Raw genomic sequence first — 18,142 nt, forward strand, 5'->3', positions numbered from 1 at the left:
TGTTTGCAATGCCACCACCACGCCCGTTTCGGAGTCAGTTGGACTGTTGTTAAAGCCCAGCGGTCCCCACGGGTGCCGCAACCACTTGTGCCGCACCCAGGTTGATCATTGCCACTCCCACCACGGCGAGCAGGATTCCGGCAATCTGCCAGAGGGTGAGTTTCTCGGAGAACCACACCACGCCGATCAGCGCGATGGCCACGGTTCCCCCGGCGGACCAGATGGCATAGGCCATGCTCAGCGGCACATGCCTGAGCACCAGGCTCAGCGTGTAGAAGGCCACCCCGTAGCAAAGCACCGTGCCGATGGTGGCCAGCGGCTTGGTGAATCCGGCGGACATCTTCAGTAGCGTGGTTGCAACGATCTCGGCCGCGATGGCAATCGCAAGCAGGAACCAGTGCATGGCGTGTTGGTCCCCCTCTTTATTTCTGTTCGGAGAGGTCCTGCGGCTGCCGCTCGGCTTCCTTGCGCGCGTCGCTCCTCTGCACGAAGATCCAGATCACCACGCCGCTGGCGAGCACGCCCAAGGCGATGGCCAATTCCCTGAAGCCGCCGTAGCCGGTGACGGAGAAGCCCGTGGCGCCGACGACCAGGATCACGATCATGAAGACCGTCAGGACCAGCGACAGCGGAACGAACCACGGGGCAAGCTTGATCGGACGGACGGCGTTCGGGCGGTCCTTGCGCAGGATGTAGAAGCCGGAGACGGCAAAGATGTGGGTGAGGATGTAACCCAGGTTGCCGGTGACAATGATGGCCAACGGCGACTGCAGCACCACCAGGACCACGATGTTCAGCACGACCATGACGTTCAGCGCCCGCACCGGCACGCCGCGCTTGTTCAGCTTGCCCACGGCGCGGACGGTGATGCCGGACTTGCCCATGTTGAACAGCACGCGGGAGGCGTCGGCCACGGAGGTGGTCATGATCAGCAGCAGCGAGGCGATCAGGCACAGGACCATGACATCCGAGGCGCCGCCGACCAGGGAGCCGAAACTGTCAACGAAGAAGGTCGCCGGGTTGGCCTTGATGGCCTCCTCGCCGGCGTAGCCGCCGAGGGTGATCGGGATGAGGAAGAAGACGCCCAAGCAGAAGAGCACGGCGGCCTTGATGGCCTTGGTGGTGTCCTTGACGGAGTCGCGGTACTCGGGGGCGAACGTCGCGCAAACCTCGATGCCGAAGGTGGTCCAGGCCATGATGTAGAGCCAGACGAGCGCTTTGTGGAAGCCCTCCATGCCGTGCAGGTTCCAGGTCAGCTCGGCCGGGGCCCACTGGCCGCTGAAGAGCGGCAGGACGATGAACGCGAAGAGCGGGATCATCAGGATGCCGGCGGTGATGTAGACGAACGCCATGGTCATGCGGACGCCGACGATGTTGATCAGGTACATGAAGAGGATGACGCCGATGCCGATCACGATGGGAAGGTTCAGCTCAATGGGCCCGAGATTCACCACCCAGGTCGATTCGGGGAACCACTGCGCCTGGATCAGTGCGCCGGTGATGGCGCCGTAGGTTGCCAGGTTGGTGCCCCACGGGAACCAGTAGCCGACGCTTGCAAGCGGCGCGACCCAGGGTGCGCGCTTCTTCCAGGCCTCGGCCGCGTAGTGGGTGATGCCGCCCGAGGACTCGGGGAACATCGTGGCAAGTTCGGTGTAGATCCAGTTCACGCCCATGGCGATGATCATCGACACCGCCCAGAGGAACGCGGCGCCCCAGCCGCCGAGGTCGGCAATCGAGGCTCCCAGGGTGGCAATCAGCGCCGCAGGCATGGTCATGGACATTGCGAATCCGTCGAACCATCGCATCTTCTTGGGTAATTGCTCTTCGCTCTCCGGGAGCGTCAACTGCTCGGACATTCGTGCCTTCCAATTCGATCACCGTCATTAGGACAAATAGAAGCCTGCCAAAATTGTCGCGAAAGTCAATAGATTGGCTACTCATTGTTTTTTCAGCAAGAAACATTGAGATTTTACTCTTGACGCCAATCGCGACCGGGCTATAGTGATCTACATCATCAACAACGGATTCCTCTTGAAAGGGCTTTTGATTCCATGACCGCTGTATCCGTGCCGACCCGCACACAGCTATTTATCGCCGGAGAGTACTCAGATGGAAGCGGCCAGGAGCGCTACGACGTCATCAGCCCATCCACCGGTGAATTCATCGCCTCGATCCCGGTTCCCACCGAAGAAGACCTGAACCGCGCTGTGGCCAAGGCCCACGAGGCCAAGGGAGCCTGGCAGAAGCTCGGCGTCTTCAAGCGCGCCGAAATCTGCCACAAGATCGGCGACGCCATGGAGCGCCGCATCGACGAGCTCGCCCACCTGCAGTCGCAGGAGCAGGGCAAGCCGCTGGCCGAGTCCATCGCCGACGTCACCGAAGCCGCACAGCTCTTCCACCTGCATGCAGAAGACGCAATCCGCCTCAACGGCGAAACCATTCCGTCCTCCGACACCGACAAGCGCATGTTCACCTTCCGCGCGGCCGTCGGCGTCTGGGGCATCATCACCCCGTGGAACTTCCCGCTGCTCATGTTCGCGGAGTTCGTTGCCCCGGGCCTTGCCACCGGCAACGCACACGTCGTGAAGCCGCCGGCAAACACCGCACTGACGGTTCTGGCCGCCATGGAATGCCTCATCGAGGCGGGCGTTCCCGAGGGACTCGTCTCCATCCTTCCGGGCGAGGGCGACTTCGGCGCCAAGCTGGTCTCCCACGACGGCATCGACGCCATCGGCTTCATCGGCTCCTCGGCCACCGCCGCGAAGATCCAGAAGACCGCGGGCCTCAAGCGCTCCATCATGGAATGCTCCGGCAACGGCCCGGTGGTTGTCCTCGCCGATGCCGACGTCAAGCGTGCGGCCAAGGCCGCCGTCGACGGTGCATTCTTCTGCGCCGGCCAGGTCTGCTGCGCCACCGAGCGTGTCATCGTCCACAAGGACATCCACGAGGCATTCGTCAAGGAAGTCCTGGAATACGCCAAGGCAACCGTGAAGCTCGGCGATCCGTTCGCCGAGGGCACCAACCTGGGCCCGCTGAACAACGAGCTCGTTGCCGTGAAGATGGATACGCACATGGCCGACGCCCGCGAGCGCGGCCTGGACATCCTCCTGGGCGGCCGCCGCAGCCCGGATTTCGCCACCGACCTCTACTACGAATTCACCGTGGTGGACAACGTGACCGAGGACAGCCTGCTGAGCCGCGAAGAATCATTCGGCCCGGTCCTGCCGATCATCGTGGGCCAGGATGACGACGACATCCTGCGCATCGCCAACGGCGACGCGCTGGGCCTGCAGTCCGCCGTCTTCACCCAGAGCATGAAGAGCGCCTTCCGCTTCATGGAGGAGCTCCAGACCGGCCAGGTCGTCGTGAACGACTCCAACGGCTGGTGGGACATCAACATGCCGTTCGGCGGCGCCGGCGGCAAGGGCACCGGCTGGGGCCGCATCGGCGGGGTCCACACCCTGCTCGACATGACGGACCTCCGCACGGGTGTCATCCACCTCAGCTAAGGTAAAAGACAGGTACGGCTGTGGCGATACGGAAGTATCGCCACAGCCGTACCCACTTAACAAGGAACCAGTGGTGCCGGGGCAGGCCCGCCCAACCGGGTGCCTGCCCGAATGTTCACAATGAACGGCACCAACGGACGTTGCCGCGAAGGAATCCGATGACCGAACTCGATGACATTGACCGCCAGCTCATTGCCGCGCTGCAGCTCAATGGCCGAAAGTCCTTCAAGGAAATTGCCGAGGAAACCGGCATTCCCGCATCCTCCGTGCGCTACCGCGTGCAGCGCCTGGAAGACTCCGGGACGCTGCAGATCGTCGGCATCGCCAACCCCCTCTCGATCGGCTTCGACCGCCTGGCACTGATCGGCGTGCGCTGCGCACCAGGCAAGGCACGGAACGTCTGCAAGGAAATGGCGGCGCTCACCGAGTCCAGCTACGTGGTGCTGACCACCGGAAGCTACGACGTCATGGTCGAGGTCGTGTGCCGGGACCTCGAGCACTACACCGAACTGCTCTACGACCGCCTGCAGCTCATCGACGGGGTCGTTGCCACCGAGACCTTCTTCGTCCTCGAGGCCCACAAGCTGGCCTACGGGTGGGGCGTGGGCACGCCCGCGGGCCTGAACCCACGCCACATGGGAATCAAGCCCGGCGAAGAATCCTGACTACCGGCTGAGCGCTCCAAGTCCACACGGGGCCGCGCCTACTTGTACTCGTTCTCCTTGAGCTCGACCAGGAACGCACGCCGCTCGGCGATCTTGGCGTCCCGCATCACGAACACCTCGCCCACCACCATGCGCATGACTTCACCATCGGGTCGGGGCACCTCGCCCGAAAGCTCGGCCATCAAGACATCGTTTTCCTCGACCATCCGGACGACCTTCAAGACCGGCGGACCCGCGAACTCCTGGCCATCGATCTCGTTGTCGTAGGCTTCCTTGCCGACCAGGTGGAAGTGCCCGAACACCGTCCATTCGATGTCGTCGGTCAGGCAGGACAGGATCTGGTCATGGTCGTTCTTGTTGAATCCGTCGATGTACTTCATGACGGTTTCCTTGTTTGCGGACATGGGGAACCTCCAAAACCTGTTCGTCACCGAGCGATGCTTTCGAGGCTAGCGGGCTTCGCACCTCGAGTGAAGACCTTTGTCGGCAAGGCCAAGGCTGCTTGGCGTCATCGCGGTGCGAGGACGCAGAACTCGTTGCCTTCCGGATCGGCGAGGCAGACCCACGGCACATCGCCCTGTCCGACGTCCGCGTCGGTGGCGCCCAGCGCCCGCAGCCGGTCCACCTCCGCGGCCTGGTCATCACCGGGGTACGGCAACACATCCAGATGGACGCGTCCGCAAAAGCTGTCGGGATCCGGCGTGCGCAGGAACTCCAGATACGGCCCGACGCCCCGGGCCGAACGCAGCCTCGCATGGTCGTCCGTCACCTCGTCCAGCGTCCAATCCGTCGCCTCGCTCCAGAACTTGGCCATGGCCCGCGGATCCGCGCAGTTGACCACCACCGTGGCGATCGACCCGGTGTCGCTGTAGATCTCCCGGGGCTCCAGCACACAAAACAGGTTGCCCTCCGGGTCGGCCAGAACCGTCCACGGCACGTCGCCCTGGCCAATGTCGGCGGGCGTCGCACCGAGTTTTTTCAGGCGCTCAACCAGTTCCGTCTGGTGGGCAGCAGAGGTGGTTGCCAGGTCGAGGTGCGTTCGGTAGTTCACCGTCTCGGGGTCCGGGACGGTGACGACGTCGATGCAGACCGCGACGGGATCCGGCCAGGTGAAGTCCGGTGGTTCGACGTTTGTCACGCCGGGCCCCTCGCTGGAAACACCCCAGCCGAGCGCATCGGCCCAAAAGCGGCCAAGCGCGGAGTCGTCCCGGGCCTTGAAATTCACCTGTACAAGTCGCAGTGCCATACCGCCAGATCCTATACCGAGGCAGCACCCGATTTGGAGGTGCATCGCGGCGGTTCGCCCCTCGTAACACTTTACTTTCCTAAGGAAAGCGTGGCAGTGTGGTGCGACGAACCAGCCTCGCGAGAAAGCCTGAACCATGTCACTGCCTTCGTCACCCGCCGAACCCGCGCTTGCCGTCGCGAGCCGACCACGGCCGCGGTTGCACCGCGCGTGGCTGGTGGTTGCGGTGACGGTTTTGGCGCTCGTCGCGGCAGCGGCCTTCCGTTCCACCACCGGGGCGTTCTTCGAACCCCTGGAATCGGAATTCGGGTGGACGCGGGCCCAACTTTCCATGACAGTGACGATCAACCTGGTAGTTTACGGGTTGGTGGCGCCGTTCGCCGCCACGCTCCTTGAACGATTCTCCATGCGAGCGGTTGCAGCCATAGCGTTGACGCTGGTCTCCGCGGGTGCCGGGCTGGCGGTGTTCATCACCCAGGTGTGGCACCTATGGATCTTGTCGGGCGGGCTCGTTGGCGTCGGCACCGGCGCCATGGCCCTGGTCTTTGGCGCGGTGGTGGCCAACCGCTGGTTCGTGCGCAGGCGTGGGCTTGTCATGGGAATCTTCTCCGCAGCGAACGCCTGCGGCCAGCTGATTTTCCTGCCGACCATCGTCCACCTGACCGGCCATCACGGATGGCGTGTTGCTTCATTCTTGGTGGCGGGATTCGCCCTGGCCATCGTGCCGCTGTTGTTCTGGCCCTTTGCCAACTCCCCCGCGGCGGTAAAAACCACCGCCTACGGTGCCGATGAAACCGATGCGGTCGAGAGCGCCCCTGCAGTTTTGCAGCGGCCCGCGGGCGGTGCAGTCGCCGAAACGTTCAAGGTCCTCGAACATGCCATGAAGTTCCGGGCCTTCTGGATCCTGGCCTTCACCTTCTGGATCTGCGGCTGGTCGACCAACGGGCTGATCCAAACGCACTTCATTCCCGCATCCCATGACCACGGCATGCCGGCGACAACCGCTTCGGGACTGCTGGCGCTGATCGGCGTTTTCGACATCATTGGAACCATTGCCTCGGGCTGGCTGACCGACCGCGTGCGTCCGTGGCTGTTGCTTGTCGTCTACTACGGCCTGCGCGGAATCTCGTTACTGACGGTTCACTCGCTGATGGGCCCCACGGTCGAACCCGTGCTGTGGATCTTCATCCTGTTCTACGGCCTGGACTGGGTGGCAACGGTACCGCCGACCGTCGTGTTGTGCCGCAAGTACTTCGGGCCCGTGCGCGCCACCGTGGTCTTCGGCTGGGTCTTCGCCTTCCACATGGTGGGCGCCGGCGCCGGAGCCCTCACCGCCGGCATCGGCCGCGACATCTCCGGCAGCTACCTCATGGCCTGGATCACCGCCGCGGTGCTCTGCTTCCTGGCCGCCGGCAGCCTGTTCTTCCTGCCCGGCGCGCCCAAAGCATTCGATACGCCAGAGCAGAATGAGACCGTCGAAGAAAGCTCGGCACAGAAGCCGATTTAGCGCTCGACAGCGGCACCGAGCGGCTTGGGGATCCGATCCGTCGAGATGGGCCGGATCCACGAAACGTTGTCCGCGCTCAGGACGGCACCGCATTCGCTGCAGGTTTCCCCCCTGGATGATTCCCGGCCGCAGTCGCGGCACACGATGACCAGGCGCTGCCCAAGCCCCGCGGTCGGGGTATGCTTTTCGGCCCACAGGGCGAAGGCATGGAGGATCGGCAGCGCATCGATCCCGGCCTGCGTCGGCTCGTACTCATAGCGTCGCGTCGAGGCGTTCCCGTAGGGAATACGCGTGGCCAAACCGCCCTCGACGAGCTGGCGCAGCCGGTTGGCCAGGACCTTGTCCGACACCCCGACCGATTCGCGGATCTCGTCGAAACGCCGTACGCCGGAGATGAGCTCGCGGATGATCAGCAGTGTCCAGGGATCGCCGACCGCGTCGATTCCGCGCGCGATCGAGCACGGCCTCTCGGACCAATCAGAACGCAATGGCATGCCCGACTCCTCAAGGTTCACGGAACAAACTATCCTGAGGAAAGCTTAGCGCCCTTCCCTGTCTGGAGCCTGCATCGCGAGATGCAGGACGATCGATACCACCTTGCACATCTACGACAACGCCTCGGGCGCGCTCAAAGAGATCACAGGCGCGCAGGGATGATTCTGAGTGCTGCGTGTTCGGACACTTACTCAACATGTCCGTCAATTCATAACTGGCGAATTGTCCTAGTTCTGCGAGATCCCCTCACCCAACGTGAGCATGAGCCGGTTGGCCCAGCTGAACATCGCCGAGACTGCCGCAGCATCCAAAATCTGCCCGTCATCCAACCCGTGCACCTTCAACGCCTCCAGATGGCCCGCTTCCACCGAGGACGGTGAAGTTGCCATGGCGCTGGCAAATCCCGCAAGTGCACGCTCACGCGATGACTCTAGCCCTGCAATACCAAGATGCTTGAGCCGCGGGCTGGAAATTGTGTCCTTTGAGAGGAAGAAGTGCCGTCGGCCATGCACCGTGGCACAGAATTCACAACCGGTCTCCAAGCTGGTGGCCAGGGCAATGAATTCGCGTTCGGCGCGTTCCAGTTGCCCCTCCCCGGTCATGATCGTGTCGTACAGCTCGGTACGGACTCCCAGGAATCCTTCCTCGTGCCTGAGCACCGAATAGTAGTCCGAGGCCCCCTTGGCTTGGTCCGTACGCACGTCTTCGGAGAAAGCCGGGATGCCAATGACAAATCCACGCCAATCCATCAACGGGTACTCCTGCCGGGGGTGCCCGAACTTCTGCTCACTGGTTTCGGAATAAGGAATCAACTGTGGCGCGACCGCAGCACTACTGACGTTCAACAGCTCGGCGACCCTGCGAAGCCTGCCAAAGTACGCAACAAACGAGGTGACTTGGCTTGCCGCCACAATCGCTGCCTCACTATGACCCGCTTCGCGCAGTGCGATGATTGCAGCTTCCCCGGTTGATGTCGGATCCACTGCCATCTCAATCGCATGCTCAAAAAGTGAGATCCGGCGCGCACTAAAGTTGTTAACCCAAGCGGATTCGTCAAGGATCGCAGCGTAGCTGCCGTTTCCCGCTATCGCGTCCAGCTCACTGCCAAACTCATCTACAAGGGTCTGATCACCGCAATACGGGGCAACACAGATGGCGATTCGAAGTCGGTCAGCAGCCGAAATTGAAGTCAGTGCTTCCTGCACCGAGTTCAATTCGCCGAATGCCGCCTCGAGCGAAACATTCGTCAGCCTTGCAACCTCACTTCTAAGCGCGTTGGGCACTTTCCAATGCAGCAATGTTCGTCCTTCCGAAGTTTATTGCGGCGCGAGCCACGGCATCATTGTCACGCAAGAATCGAGAGTTGGTATGCGCCAAGGGTCCTAGTTGTGTACCCCAGTGGATGGATTCCAGTGGAACCCCCACCACATAGATTCCTTCTTGCGATGTTCCGTCTGCGGCGATCAGGGCATACGGCTCATGCCCCACCTCGAGCGCCCCTGATATGAAAGGTTCTTGGCCCGGGTTCGGGATTTGGAAAAGCCGTCCAGTCCCATCTTCAACGATTTGGCGAAGCAGCGATGAACTACTGCGGGCGGCATGGTTACCTGGTAGGTGGGCTTCAAGCAATCCAACGCATTCATGCACAATGCCGGGAATCGCAGGTGAAAAAGCCTTGAAACACCCGTCCGATCTTTCAACAACCATGTCGGGGCCGAGTGGGCAAACGATTTCGGCTTCCACGAGTGCCTTGAGCTCGTTGATGCGCCGCGCTGGCGGACCGCTAGCGACTGAACCTGCAAAGCCACGTATCCATCCCTGCACATCCTTGGCATAAGAGTCCCCTGTGAACCCTCCGTACCGTGCCAACCTGCGAATCGCCCCTCTCGCTGCACCAATGGCGACCGCCGCACACTTGGTAGCGCTATGGAACCCGTTGACTGCTTCCTCGTAGTCCTCAGCCAAATCGGTTTTCCACCAGTCAAGGAAGCTGTCATAGGTGCTAAAAGTTTTCCCGGCCAGCGGCTTGTCCATTGCGCCGAAGTCAATCCGATGCTGCTGATTTGGCACGGCGCTTGCCAAGACCGCTTCCATCCCAGCGCTCTCCCAGTTGAAGCTGTCCAGGCCATCGACGATGTCCCCGAACGTGCCGGCGAAATACTCTGGGTGCTGCTCGGAAAGGACCCGGTAGTAGGTATACGCCGCATCCTTGACAGCAAGCGGCCAAAGGTCTTCCAAGAAATTGAGCTGACGTTCCTGGGAGGCAAGGTTTTCAACGATGGCCGGTGTCAGATAGCGTGCGGCAAACTGCGGTGTCATCTGGCCAAAGAGGCCCTTGGCCCGGTATGGCACTCCGCGTCGCGACCCCGCTAGAAGGATTGGCTCCTGCCCCGATGGCAGATAGGTCAGCGACCCGTCCGCTTCTTCCACAAAGCGACCGCCTCGGCCTTCGGTAAGAAGTGAGACGTAGTCAAAGAAGTTCATGCCCAATCCGCGAACTGCGATGACTGATCCAGGCTGGATACTGCTCAAGTCCTGGCTTATCGGGTTGGACGGCAACCCGTAGTAGAGGCCATGATCCGCCGCGAAATCAAGATTTGCTGCTTCCTGTTTATTGGGCAGAGAATCCGTATGCCCGGTTGCGATAACGACAACGTCAAACTCGTAGGTTTCGGATTCGGTTTCCACGATGGTTCGGGCACCGACACGGCGAAGGCCCGTCACTTCCCGTTGTTCAAATGCCACAGTAAAGTTCTCAGGCAGTCGTTCCAGGTCCTTGTCGTAGCACCACTCAAGGTAGTGTCCAAGGATCTTTCGCGAAGGATGGCGGTGGGGTTCCATCCGGCTTGATTCGGCAAGGATGCCAGTCTCCACGGTTTCTATGGTCCCGTTGGCTACCATTCGGGACCATTCGTAGAGATTTGGGCCTTCGACGATCGGGCCTTCGCACTGAACCGAACGATCCGTGAAGTGTGTGGCGTCGGCGCACAAGGTGTTCATCAGCAAATGCTGCGGTTGCGCGCTTGCCCACACCCGTCCCCCTCCCGGTTCGAAGGGGTCGAAGAGCGTGACATTTGTTGATACGCCCTGGGCCAGCGCACTATTCGCAGAGAGCCGTTCCAGCACGGATATCCCCCGCGGTCCCGCGCCCACAATTGCTATGCGGATCGTAGCTGCACCTGCTTCGGTCATTCGGATGCCTTTTCACTCTTGCGGTAGCCCCGGAGGTAGAAGTACGCCGCTCCGGTCAACAAGATTGCCGTGCAGACAGCCAATGCTGAGGCTTGCCCCAACTGCTGCTGGTCGAATGCCAATGCCCTGATTTGGAGCGGCACGGTGACTGCGGAACCCGAAGGGCCGCCTCCATTCGAAAGCAGGTAGGGAACGTCAAAGTCATACGCCGTCCAGATGGTACGCAAGAGCATGCCGGCAAGCACCACGGGAATGATCGAGGGGAGCGTTACCGCCGTGAAACGGTGCCACCAGCCGCCACCATCGATGGCGACCGCCTCGAATAGGTCCTTCGGGATCGACTGAAGCCTGGCAAGGACGACGATGATGAAGAACGGAGAGTATTTCCAGACATTTACTGCAACCAACGTCGGCATCATCATCGCTGGATCGGAAAGCCAATTGAGCGGCTGATCGATGAATCCAACCTTCATCAGGACATAGTTGACTACGCCCGTGACGTCGTTGAACATGAACCTGAAGACCAGTGCAGCCACGATGGCCGGAACCATGTACGGGATGAGAACCAAGACACGGGCGATACGTTGGCCCTTGAGGTTCAGGTTCAGCAGCATTGCCACTGCGACGCCCAAAACAACCTGCAGAATCATGTTCGACGTTGTCCAGCTGATGCTTCTGAAGAACGAGTCGCGGGTATTTGCATCGGCAAAGATGGCAACATAGTTTTCCAACCCCACGGGGGTTTTCATGCCCGTGTTGATGTCAACCAGGTTGAAGCTGTTGATGACTGCGACAATGAACGGGTAGACGGCGAAGACCAGGATAAGAACCAACGCCGGCGATATCAGCAGATATGCCAATGCTCTGTCGCTAAGGTAGCGTTTCGGCTTTGGCTGTTGATCCGAACCTTGTCCACGGCGAACAACCAACGATTGCTTGGGCGCTTTCTCAAGTGTCGTGCTCAACCCTTCACAGCTCCTTCAGTCAGGCCAGCAACCAGCCACTTTTGTGCCATGAAGAACAGAATCATGACCGGAAGAATGATGGTGAGAGCTGCTGCCATGAGCAGGCCCCACGATTCGGTACCCATATGTCCCATCAGCAGGAACACTGCCGGGTTTGCCGGGAGCTTTTCATTGCTCGTCATGAGCGTGGAAGCGAATAGGTACTCGCTCCAGGCTGCGTTGAAGGTGAAGATTGCGGTTGATGCAATTCCTGGCAGGGTTTGCGGCAGTACGACTCGAATGAATGCCCCGAAGCGGGTGCAACCATCAATCATTGCTGCTTCCTCGGTATCGATTCCCAAACCCGAGAAGTACGAGCGCAGTATCCACAGGGCAAACGGCAGCAAGGTCGCCACGTACAGCACCGCAAGCGCTGCGCGGTTATCACCCAGACCATTTCCGAAGAGAATTTGTGTAATCGGAACCAAGACCAAAATGGGCGGCAAGAGGTAGGCGAGAAGTGACAGTTCGCCAACGGCACGAACCCCCTTGAACTCGAACCGGCTCATTGCATAGGCCGCCATGATGCCGAAGACCAGGGCAACCACGGTGGCTATCGAGGAAACGATCAGGCTGTTGGTGAGGTACTGCTGGAATCCGTAGACTTCAAAGAGATCGATGAAGTGCTTGAACGTCAGTTCCTTCGGGAAAATCGTTGGCGGGTACGCGGCGATTTCCGAGTCAGGACGTATCGCATTCACGACGATCCAGTACATGGGAACGATAGCGGTCAAGACGACCGTGACAAGTGCGGCGTATTGCAATGTCCGCCCAAGGGTTGCCATGGGGCTACGTTTCTTTGCAGCTGCCCTGCTGACGGGAGCAATGGGTTGGGCAGCTCGTGAATTGACGTCGATACTCATCGGGTCAGCGCTCATTTCGGAGTATGTGGAAGACCGGGAACATGGCTAGATGATTTCCGGTTTCCATGACGGATTACTCTTCCGGAAGCTGTCGACGATGTCTTGCATTTTCTTGCCGGCGTCTTGCCAGGCTTCCTTGGTGTTTCGGTTCTCCAACAGGATCTCCTGGAACATCACGCCGTCGACTGCGGGGGCTGCCCAAATCTGTGAACCGAATGGAGCCAAATTCGTGATTCGTTTTTCGTACTTTCCGTCGACTACCGCACCCATGCTGACGGAAGCCGTCATGGAGTTTGGGGCGCAATCCATAAAGGTCTGAACCCAGTCGCCATGCTTCTTGAAGAATTCTTCCTTGGGTGTTGCCAGCTCTTTCTTGAACTCCGCCATGACACTCTTCAACGGTGGGAGCAGGTGGCCGGGAACCGTTTTCGCGAAGGCGAGTGCATCGGGACCTGTGGTCAGCCGCTTCAAGAATTCGCGTGCCATCTCCGGGTTGGCTGTCTTCGAATAGATCGCGTACTGCTGGCTTGAGCCAAAGTGCAGATCTCCGGTCATGAAGTCTCCGGCCGGGATGCGCATGACGCCTGTCTTTGCGGCCAGTTCCGGGTCACGCTCTGCGATGACGGCTCCCATGCGTCCGGGGAATGTGGCAAAGGCAGCTTGGCCGGCCGTGTATGCCGAAACGATGTCTCCGAATGCAGCGTTGTGCATGGATTTCGGTGCAAACTTCATGACTGATACGAATTTTTCAACGGCGCCGAGGACATCGGGGTTGTTGAAAGTGACGTTGCCTTCACGGTCGAAGTAGTCGTGGCCTGACTGGTAGATGTACGGAGCAAAGAACTGCAGGGGCAGCTGCGGGGTCGGGCCGACTGCCATGGCCATGCCGGCGATCCCGTCCTTGCCGTGGAGGGTTTCGATGGCGTTGTAGTACTCGTCGAAGGTCTTGGGGACGGTTAGCCCGGCACCTTCCAACAGATCCTTGCGGTAGTAGACCAGCGACGAATTGGATTGCAGCGGCATGGCAACGTCGTGTCCATCGACGATGATGCGGGTGCCGTCCATGAAATCATCGGCCCCGATCTCTTGGATCAGATCATCCAGGTTCGACAGATGACCGGCACGAGCGAAGTCGGGGAATGAACTCACCGCCGGGGAGAAGATTCCGACATCCACCTTGTTCTGGAATGCTGTCGTGAGGTACTGGAGCTGGTTGGCATCAGCGTAGACGGTTACCTTGACGTCCATGTCGGGAAAGTCTTTTTTGAAGTTCTCAATTGTCAGGTTGTAGAAGGCGAGTGTGGCCGGATCGTTTTCTACCGTGTACAGCGGAATGACGTTGCTGGTCTTTCCTGGCGAGCCAGCGTTTGAAGCGGTACCCCCGGCACAGGCGCTGAGGAGCACCGAGGCCGAAAGACCCATGGCGCCTGCAAGGAATCCTCGGCGTCCAATGTCTCCATTGACCAAACGCTTTTTGAGGTTCCGTAGAGTTGCGTGTTCGCTTTCCATTCCAGCCTTCATTGTCAGACTCCTTTGGGTAGTGCGAGGTGATCGAGGAACAGGTCGGTGGTAATCGGATCGGCTTCCAGGGGGACGCCAACCGCGAGAAGTTCTATGTTGCCGAGCAACGCGTCCATTGCCGGTGTTTCTATCCCCAAGGTCCTGGCCAAGGAAGCCCACTGCGCCACGCCGAATGGGACGTCGTCAGCGATATACCGGTAGTCGAGACTTGGTGGGGATGGAACCCGCTCGAAATTGGCGAAGTTGAGCAGGCACTCGACAATTCCATTGCCCGCCATGCCTTCTTCCCCGTAGAAACGAATCATCCATTCACGAACGGTGAGTGCCTCGGCTCCGACGCGTCGAGCAATTTCGATTCGTTCGGCATCTATTCGTTCGATGAGACGTCCAGCGGCAGGTGACAACCCATTGCGGTAGAAATTGAATTCTTCGCCATTCTCAACACGGATCGCGTTGAGTAGCACCACGCTGGGGTGAATCATATGGTTCGTGTTGGACAGAGACGTTGTGCTCAAATCGCTCGCGGTAAGTTCCGGCAGGAAGCGCTCGAACAAGCTCAATAGTTCCTGTGTCGCAACAAGCGATTCAGCGGCGAACGGGAGGGAATGCTTGAGTGTGTGAGATCTAAGGTTTCCGTTCGCGATGGTTCCCGAGACGGGGAATCCGGTGGTCTCTGCCAGGCGTGGTGGAACCAACGACCATTCCTCGAACCACTTCTTGACCCGCAAAACGCCACCAAATCCGCCTGGTGCAAGCAACAGCGGCTTGCCGCAAAGCGCAAAGCGAAGTGGTTCAATGGCTTCACGAAGCCTGCGCGACTCGGTGACGACGATTGCGGCTTCGAATTGTTGGCTCGCTGCTTCCCGAACCGATAGCGAAATGACGTCCACTGCCACCAAGCCGCCATCTCGTTCTACTGCTACGACTGGAACTTGATTGCTTGCACTGAGATACACCATCTCGCCAGAAACGGATGCAACATATCCAGCAACGTTGACAGCTTGCTGGTCTCCAAAAATAAGAATGGACAACTTTCACCTCCGACTCTCGATTACCCGTGTGACCTGAGTAACAGTTCAATCTAAAACTTGAGTCGTGTCAAGAAAAAATCCAACTTAAATTTCAGTAGAATTTTTCGGATTGGATTGGTACTCTTGCGAAATGATGACCTCCTCCAAGGTGTCGCTTGTCGACCGTGCCTACGACCTAGCCAAGGGTCGAATTCTCAGCGCCCAGCTCATGCCAGATTCGGTCATTGACGAGAACGCCCTTGCCGCCGAACTCGGCGCCAGCAAAACGCCTGTCCGCCAAGCACTGGTCAGGCTGTCTTCCGAGGGATTCATTCGGATACTCCCCCAACGAGGAACACTGGTAAACCGAATTTCTGCAAACGACATCCGTCATGTCTACTTGCTTCGTGCGCTCCTGGAGCCAGCTGCAAGTGAAATAGCCGCTTTGAAAGCTACAGCTGCCCAGATCGCTTATCTAGAGGACCTGGATGAAGTGTTCCAACGGAGCGATGAAAATTCCCCGGACTTGGACACCCACAGTTCCATCCACGTTGGCATTGCTGCGCTTGCGGGCATTCCAAAGATGACCAAGATTATTGCCGAATTGCAGGACCAGATGCATTGGTTCTTGTCTGTTCGTGCGGCCGAAGGTGGCCCAATGCCACCGCGACACAGGCACACTGAACTCATCGACGCTATCAAGAGTGGCGATCCACATCGTGCCCGACTAATCACCGAAGAGAGCATTGCCAGGTCACGCGCACAGATAACTTCGCAGATGGCCCAAGAGCAAGAATATGGCCTGCTTACCGGCAAGGGCGACACCCGCTAGATTACGCAGGCCCTTGGCATTCGAAGGTTAGAATTTCCCATATTCCGGGTTGAAGCAAAAGGTCAGCTGTGCGAATCCCCACGAGGTTGCAGGGGTATCGTCACCGTGTTGCTCGCAGCATTTCGGCAGCCGACATAAAGCTTAGGCACAAAAAGTGCAGGGGCATGGCTTCCAAATGCGAATGCCATGCCCCTGCACCTGGTTTCCATCAGGACTGCGTTGGCGGTGACCCCGCGGCGCTGATCCTATGCTGCGCTCCACGTAAAATTGGGTTTTTCTCCGGCCAAAAACGCTGCCTGCCCAACTCGGAAGTCCTCGCCATCCGGTACTTGCGCCCATTCGGCATCCCACAACGCCGCGCTGTCTTGGTCATCTGCGGCAACCATGGAATCAATGAGCGCCTTCATGGTGTGGATCGAGTACTGGGAGCGCTCGGCGATTCGCAAGACCAACGACCGGCCGAACTCCTCGAATTCTTCCTCCGGCACGGTTTCGGTCAGCAGCCCCCAATCCGCCGCTTTCTTCGCCGGAATCAGGTCTGCACTGAACAGCACGTATTTTGCCGTGTCGGCGCCCAGACGCTGGACCAGACGCTCGATGCCGCTGCGTGGATAGATGATGCCAAGTTTGGACGGGGTTACCGCCAGTTTCACCGTTTCGGAGGCAATGCTCATGTCACAGGCCGATGCGATCTGCCACCCGCCGCCCATGCAGATCCCTTCTACCAACGCAATGGTTGGCTTGGATGCCGACTGGAGCGCGGCGTCGGCCTCGCTGAGCCGGTCAATCGCCTGCCCGGCGGCGCCGTTGTCGAAGAGCACCTGGTGCAACTCATTGATCGCGGCACCGGCGGAGAAGTCCTTTCCCGCACCGCGCAGCGTGATGACCTTGACCCGCGGGTCGGCGTCTGCCCGTTGCACTGCCTTCACCAGGGAAATGCACATGTCCCGGGTCATGGCGTTGCGTTGGCGCGGATTGTCGATCACGATCCGGCCGATGCAACCATCAACATCGAGGGCGATCTGCCCGCACTCGGTGGCGGCCATCAGGGTTTCCGTACTCATCGTGATGCCACTCCGCTCTGGCTCAGCACCTTTGGTTCGCGAACAATGCCCTCGGTGACCAGCAAATCTATCTGTTCCGCGGACAGCCCCATGAAATCCAGGATCTCTCGGCTGTGTTCCCCGAGCGCAGGCGGTGCCTGCCTGACCGGGGTGGGCTCATTGTCGACGCTGATCGGCCCGCGGAGGACACGCAGGTTCGAACCATCCGCCCGCTGGGTATCGGCAATGAGCTTAAGCGCCTGGGCCTGTTCGCTGTTGACTGCCTGCAAGTAATTGAGCACCGGCCCACACGGAATGCCAACGGCATTGATCGCCTCAATCCATTCACTGGCCGGCCGATCAACAAGGACTTTCAGGATGCACTTGTTGAGCTCGTCCCTATTGATCGCCCTGTCCCGACCCGTGCCGAAGCGCGGGTCGTCGAAGAGCTCGGGGCGATCCAGGATGGAGCAGAACGCCTTCCACTGCGCCTCGGTTGCGACCGCCACCACGATGTTTTCCGTGGCTGTGGCAAAGGCGCCGTAGGGCGCAATCGTCGGGTGGTTGTTGCCCTGCGGCACCGGCGCCTGGTTCAGCGACAGGGCGGTCTGGCCCTGGAACGCGGAGAGCCCGAGCGCGGTTTCAAACAGGGAGGTGGAAACCCGCGCGGTCCCGTTGCCGTTCAGTCGAGAGTAAAGCGCGCTCACCAACGCGAAGGCCGCGGTCATGCCCGTGGCAATGTCGACCAGCGGGATCCCCACGCGGTAGGTTTCCTCGGCGTTCTTGCCCGTCACGGAGGTCAACCCGGAGGCCGCCTGAATCACCTGGTCCAGTCCGGCCCTGTCCTTCCACGGTCCGGCCGCGCCGTACCCGGTGATCGAGGAGACGACCAGGTGCGGGTTGATTTCACGCAGCCGGTCCGGGCCGAGCCCCATCTTTTCCATCGTACCGGGCTTGAAGTTTTCCACCAGCGCATCGGCGTCGGCCAGAAGCCGGTCCAGCAGGACCCGGCCTTCCTCGCTGTAGAGATCCACGGAGATGGACTTCTTGTTGCGGTTGGTCGAGTCGAAGTACAGGCTGTGATCCCCTTGGAAGGGAGGCCAGGCGCGCGAGGAGTCTCCCCCGCTGATTGTCTCGATCTTGATGACCTCTGCACCCATGTCGGCGAGCAATGCCGTGCAGTAGGGGCCGGCAAGCGCTCGGCTGAGGTCGATGACTCGGATTCCGTTCAATGGCAGCAAGTGGTGCTCCTTGG

At 59.9% G+C, this 18,142-nt stretch carries 17 protein-coding genes; 4 read left to right on the forward strand and 13 right to left on the reverse strand.

Annotated features, from left to right (window positions below; all coding sequences use genetic code 11):
* Positions 1 to 49: 49 nt before the first annotated feature.
* Both JOF47_RS16895 and JOF47_RS16900 read right to left on the reverse strand, forming a co-directional pair.
* Positions 50 to 403, reverse strand: coding sequence for a DMT family transporter (locus tag JOF47_RS16895; protein WP_210000536.1), 354 nt, complete (start codon positions 401 to 403; stop codon positions 50 to 52).
* A gap of 19 nt (positions 404 to 422) precedes the next feature.
* Positions 423 to 1,856, reverse strand: coding sequence for an APC family permease (locus JOF47_RS16900; protein WP_210000539.1), 1,434 nt, complete (start codon positions 1,854 to 1,856; stop codon positions 423 to 425).
* Positions 1,857 to 2,051: 195 nt separating this feature from the next.
* Between JOF47_RS16900 and JOF47_RS16905 the strand changes: the two genes are divergently transcribed.
* Together JOF47_RS16905 and JOF47_RS16910 are read left to right on the forward strand one after the other, a co-directional pair.
* Positions 2,052 to 3,509: an aldehyde dehydrogenase family protein gene (locus JOF47_RS16905; protein WP_210000542.1), complete on the forward strand. Its 1,458-nt coding sequence runs from the start codon at positions 2,052 to 2,054 to the stop codon at positions 3,507 to 3,509.
* Between the two features lie 158 nt (positions 3,510 to 3,667).
* Positions 3,668 to 4,174: an Lrp/AsnC family transcriptional regulator gene (locus JOF47_RS16910; RefSeq protein ID WP_210000545.1), complete on the forward strand. Its 507-nt coding sequence runs from the start codon at positions 3,668 to 3,670 to the stop codon at positions 4,172 to 4,174.
* A gap of 38 nt (positions 4,175 to 4,212) precedes the next feature.
* Here JOF47_RS16910 and JOF47_RS16915 read toward each other — a convergent pair whose 3' ends face one another.
* Positions 4,213 to 4,578, reverse strand: a complete 366-nt coding sequence (locus JOF47_RS16915) for a nuclear transport factor 2 family protein (RefSeq protein ID WP_210000547.1) — start codon at positions 4,576 to 4,578, stop codon at positions 4,213 to 4,215.
* 104 nt (positions 4,579 to 4,682) lie between these two features.
* Complete coding sequence (locus JOF47_RS16920; RefSeq protein WP_210000550.1) at positions 4,683 to 5,420, reverse strand: VOC family protein; 738 nt, start codon at positions 5,418 to 5,420, stop codon at positions 4,683 to 4,685.
* A 136-nt stretch (positions 5,421 to 5,556) separates the two neighbouring features.
* Here JOF47_RS16920 and JOF47_RS16925 point away from each other — a divergent pair, with 136 nt between their 5' ends.
* The gene (locus tag JOF47_RS16925) at positions 5,557 to 6,927 is read left to right on the forward strand and encodes an MFS transporter (protein WP_210000553.1); all 1,371 of its coding nucleotides are present in this window, start codon (positions 5,557 to 5,559) and stop codon (positions 6,925 to 6,927) included.
* Here the strand turns inward: JOF47_RS16925 and JOF47_RS16930 are convergent.
* From JOF47_RS16930 to JOF47_RS16960, 7 genes are all read right to left on the reverse strand, one after another.
* Complete coding sequence (locus tag JOF47_RS16930) at positions 6,924 to 7,421, reverse strand: winged helix-turn-helix transcriptional regulator (RefSeq protein ID WP_210000555.1); 498 nt, start codon at positions 7,419 to 7,421, stop codon at positions 6,924 to 6,926. The two genes, JOF47_RS16925 and JOF47_RS16930, sit on opposite strands and share 4 nt — an antisense overlap.
* Positions 7,422 to 7,649: 228 nt before the next feature.
* Positions 7,650 to 8,705 (reverse strand): peroxidase-related enzyme, encoded by a 1,056-nt coding sequence (locus JOF47_RS22375; protein ID WP_210000557.1) that lies wholly within the window; start codon positions 8,703 to 8,705, stop codon positions 7,650 to 7,652.
* Positions 8,689 to 10,614, reverse strand: coding sequence for an FAD/NAD(P)-binding protein (locus JOF47_RS16940; RefSeq protein ID WP_210000559.1), 1,926 nt, complete (start codon positions 10,612 to 10,614; stop codon positions 8,689 to 8,691). The genes JOF47_RS22375 and JOF47_RS16940 overlap by 17 nt, the downstream gene beginning before the upstream one ends.
* Positions 10,611 to 11,474, reverse strand: a complete 864-nt coding sequence (locus tag JOF47_RS16945) for a carbohydrate ABC transporter permease (protein ID WP_210000561.1) — start codon at positions 11,472 to 11,474, stop codon at positions 10,611 to 10,613. The genes JOF47_RS16940 and JOF47_RS16945 overlap by 4 nt, the downstream gene beginning before the upstream one ends.
* Positions 11,475 to 11,575: 101 nt before the next feature.
* Positions 11,576 to 12,481 (reverse strand): carbohydrate ABC transporter permease, encoded by a 906-nt coding sequence (locus JOF47_RS16950; RefSeq protein ID WP_210000564.1) that lies wholly within the window; start codon positions 12,479 to 12,481, stop codon positions 11,576 to 11,578.
* A gap of 45 nt (positions 12,482 to 12,526) precedes the next feature.
* On the reverse strand, positions 12,527 to 14,002 hold the full coding sequence (locus JOF47_RS16955; RefSeq protein WP_210000566.1) for an ABC transporter substrate-binding protein: 1,476 nt from the start codon (positions 14,000 to 14,002) through the stop codon (positions 12,527 to 12,529).
* A 2-nt stretch (positions 14,003 to 14,004) separates the two neighbouring features.
* Positions 14,005 to 15,033 carry an NAD/NADP octopine/nopaline dehydrogenase family protein gene (locus JOF47_RS16960; RefSeq protein ID WP_210000567.1) on the reverse strand — a complete coding sequence of 343 codons (1,029 nt, stop codon included), beginning with the start codon at positions 15,031 to 15,033 and terminating at the stop codon, positions 14,005 to 14,007.
* Positions 15,034 to 15,163: 130 nt separating this feature from the next.
* On the opposite strand from JOF47_RS16960, the gene JOF47_RS16965 reads away from it, so the two are divergent.
* On the forward strand, positions 15,164 to 15,844 hold the full coding sequence (locus tag JOF47_RS16965; protein WP_210000569.1) for a GntR family transcriptional regulator: 681 nt from the start codon (positions 15,164 to 15,166) through the stop codon (positions 15,842 to 15,844).
* A gap of 245 nt (positions 15,845 to 16,089) precedes the next feature.
* Here JOF47_RS16965 and JOF47_RS16970 read toward each other — a convergent pair whose 3' ends face one another.
* Together JOF47_RS16970 and JOF47_RS16975 are read right to left on the reverse strand one after the other, a co-directional pair.
* Positions 16,090 to 16,908, reverse strand: coding sequence for an enoyl-CoA hydratase/isomerase family protein (locus JOF47_RS16970; RefSeq protein WP_210000572.1), 819 nt, complete (start codon positions 16,906 to 16,908; stop codon positions 16,090 to 16,092).
* Entirely contained in the window at positions 16,905 to 18,128 is a 1,224-nt protein-coding gene (locus JOF47_RS16975; RefSeq protein ID WP_210000577.1) for a CaiB/BaiF CoA transferase family protein, read from the reverse strand. The genes JOF47_RS16970 and JOF47_RS16975 overlap by 4 nt, the downstream gene beginning before the upstream one ends.
* Positions 18,129 to 18,142 lie beyond the last annotated feature (14 nt).

This window comes from Paeniglutamicibacter kerguelensis (assembly GCF_017876535.1).
GTDB lineage: Bacteria > Actinomycetota > Actinomycetes > Actinomycetales > Micrococcaceae > Paeniglutamicibacter > Paeniglutamicibacter kerguelensis.

Excerpts from the sequence above, each read along its gene's own strand:
- JOF47_RS16895 (WP_210000536.1), bottom strand. The coding sequence starts at position 403 with ATGCACTGGTTCCTGCTTGCGATTGCCATCGCGGCCGAGATCGTTGCA.
- JOF47_RS16900 (WP_210000539.1), bottom strand. The coding sequence starts at position 1,856 with ATGTCCGAGCAGTTGACGCTCCCGGAGAGCGAAGAGCAATTACCCAAG.
- JOF47_RS16905 (WP_210000542.1), top strand. The coding sequence starts at position 2,052 with ATGACCGCTGTATCCGTGCCGACCCGCACACAGCTATTTATCGCCGGA.
- JOF47_RS16910 (WP_210000545.1), top strand. The coding sequence starts at position 3,668 with ATGACCGAACTCGATGACATTGACCGCCAGCTCATTGCCGCGCTGCAG.
- JOF47_RS16915 (WP_210000547.1), bottom strand. The coding sequence starts at position 4,578 with ATGTCCGCAAACAAGGAAACCGTCATGAAGTACATCGACGGATTCAAC.
- JOF47_RS16920 (WP_210000550.1), bottom strand. The coding sequence starts at position 5,420 with ATGGCACTGCGACTTGTACAGGTGAATTTCAAGGCCCGGGACGACTCC.
- JOF47_RS16925 (WP_210000553.1), top strand. The coding sequence starts at position 5,557 with ATGTCACTGCCTTCGTCACCCGCCGAACCCGCGCTTGCCGTCGCGAGC.
- JOF47_RS16930 (WP_210000555.1), bottom strand. The coding sequence starts at position 7,421 with ATGCCATTGCGTTCTGATTGGTCCGAGAGGCCGTGCTCGATCGCGCGC.
- JOF47_RS16940 (WP_210000559.1), bottom strand. The coding sequence starts at position 10,614 with ATGACCGAAGCAGGTGCAGCTACGATCCGCATAGCAATTGTGGGCGCG.
- JOF47_RS16950 (WP_210000564.1), bottom strand. The coding sequence starts at position 12,481 with ATGAGTATCGACGTCAATTCACGAGCTGCCCAACCCATTGCTCCCGTC.
- JOF47_RS16955 (WP_210000566.1), bottom strand. The coding sequence starts at position 14,002 with ATGAAGGCTGGAATGGAAAGCGAACACGCAACTCTACGGAACCTCAAA.
- JOF47_RS16965 (WP_210000569.1), top strand. The coding sequence starts at position 15,164 with ATGATGACCTCCTCCAAGGTGTCGCTTGTCGACCGTGCCTACGACCTA.
- JOF47_RS16970 (WP_210000572.1), bottom strand. The coding sequence starts at position 16,908 with ATGAGTACGGAAACCCTGATGGCCGCCACCGAGTGCGGGCAGATCGCC.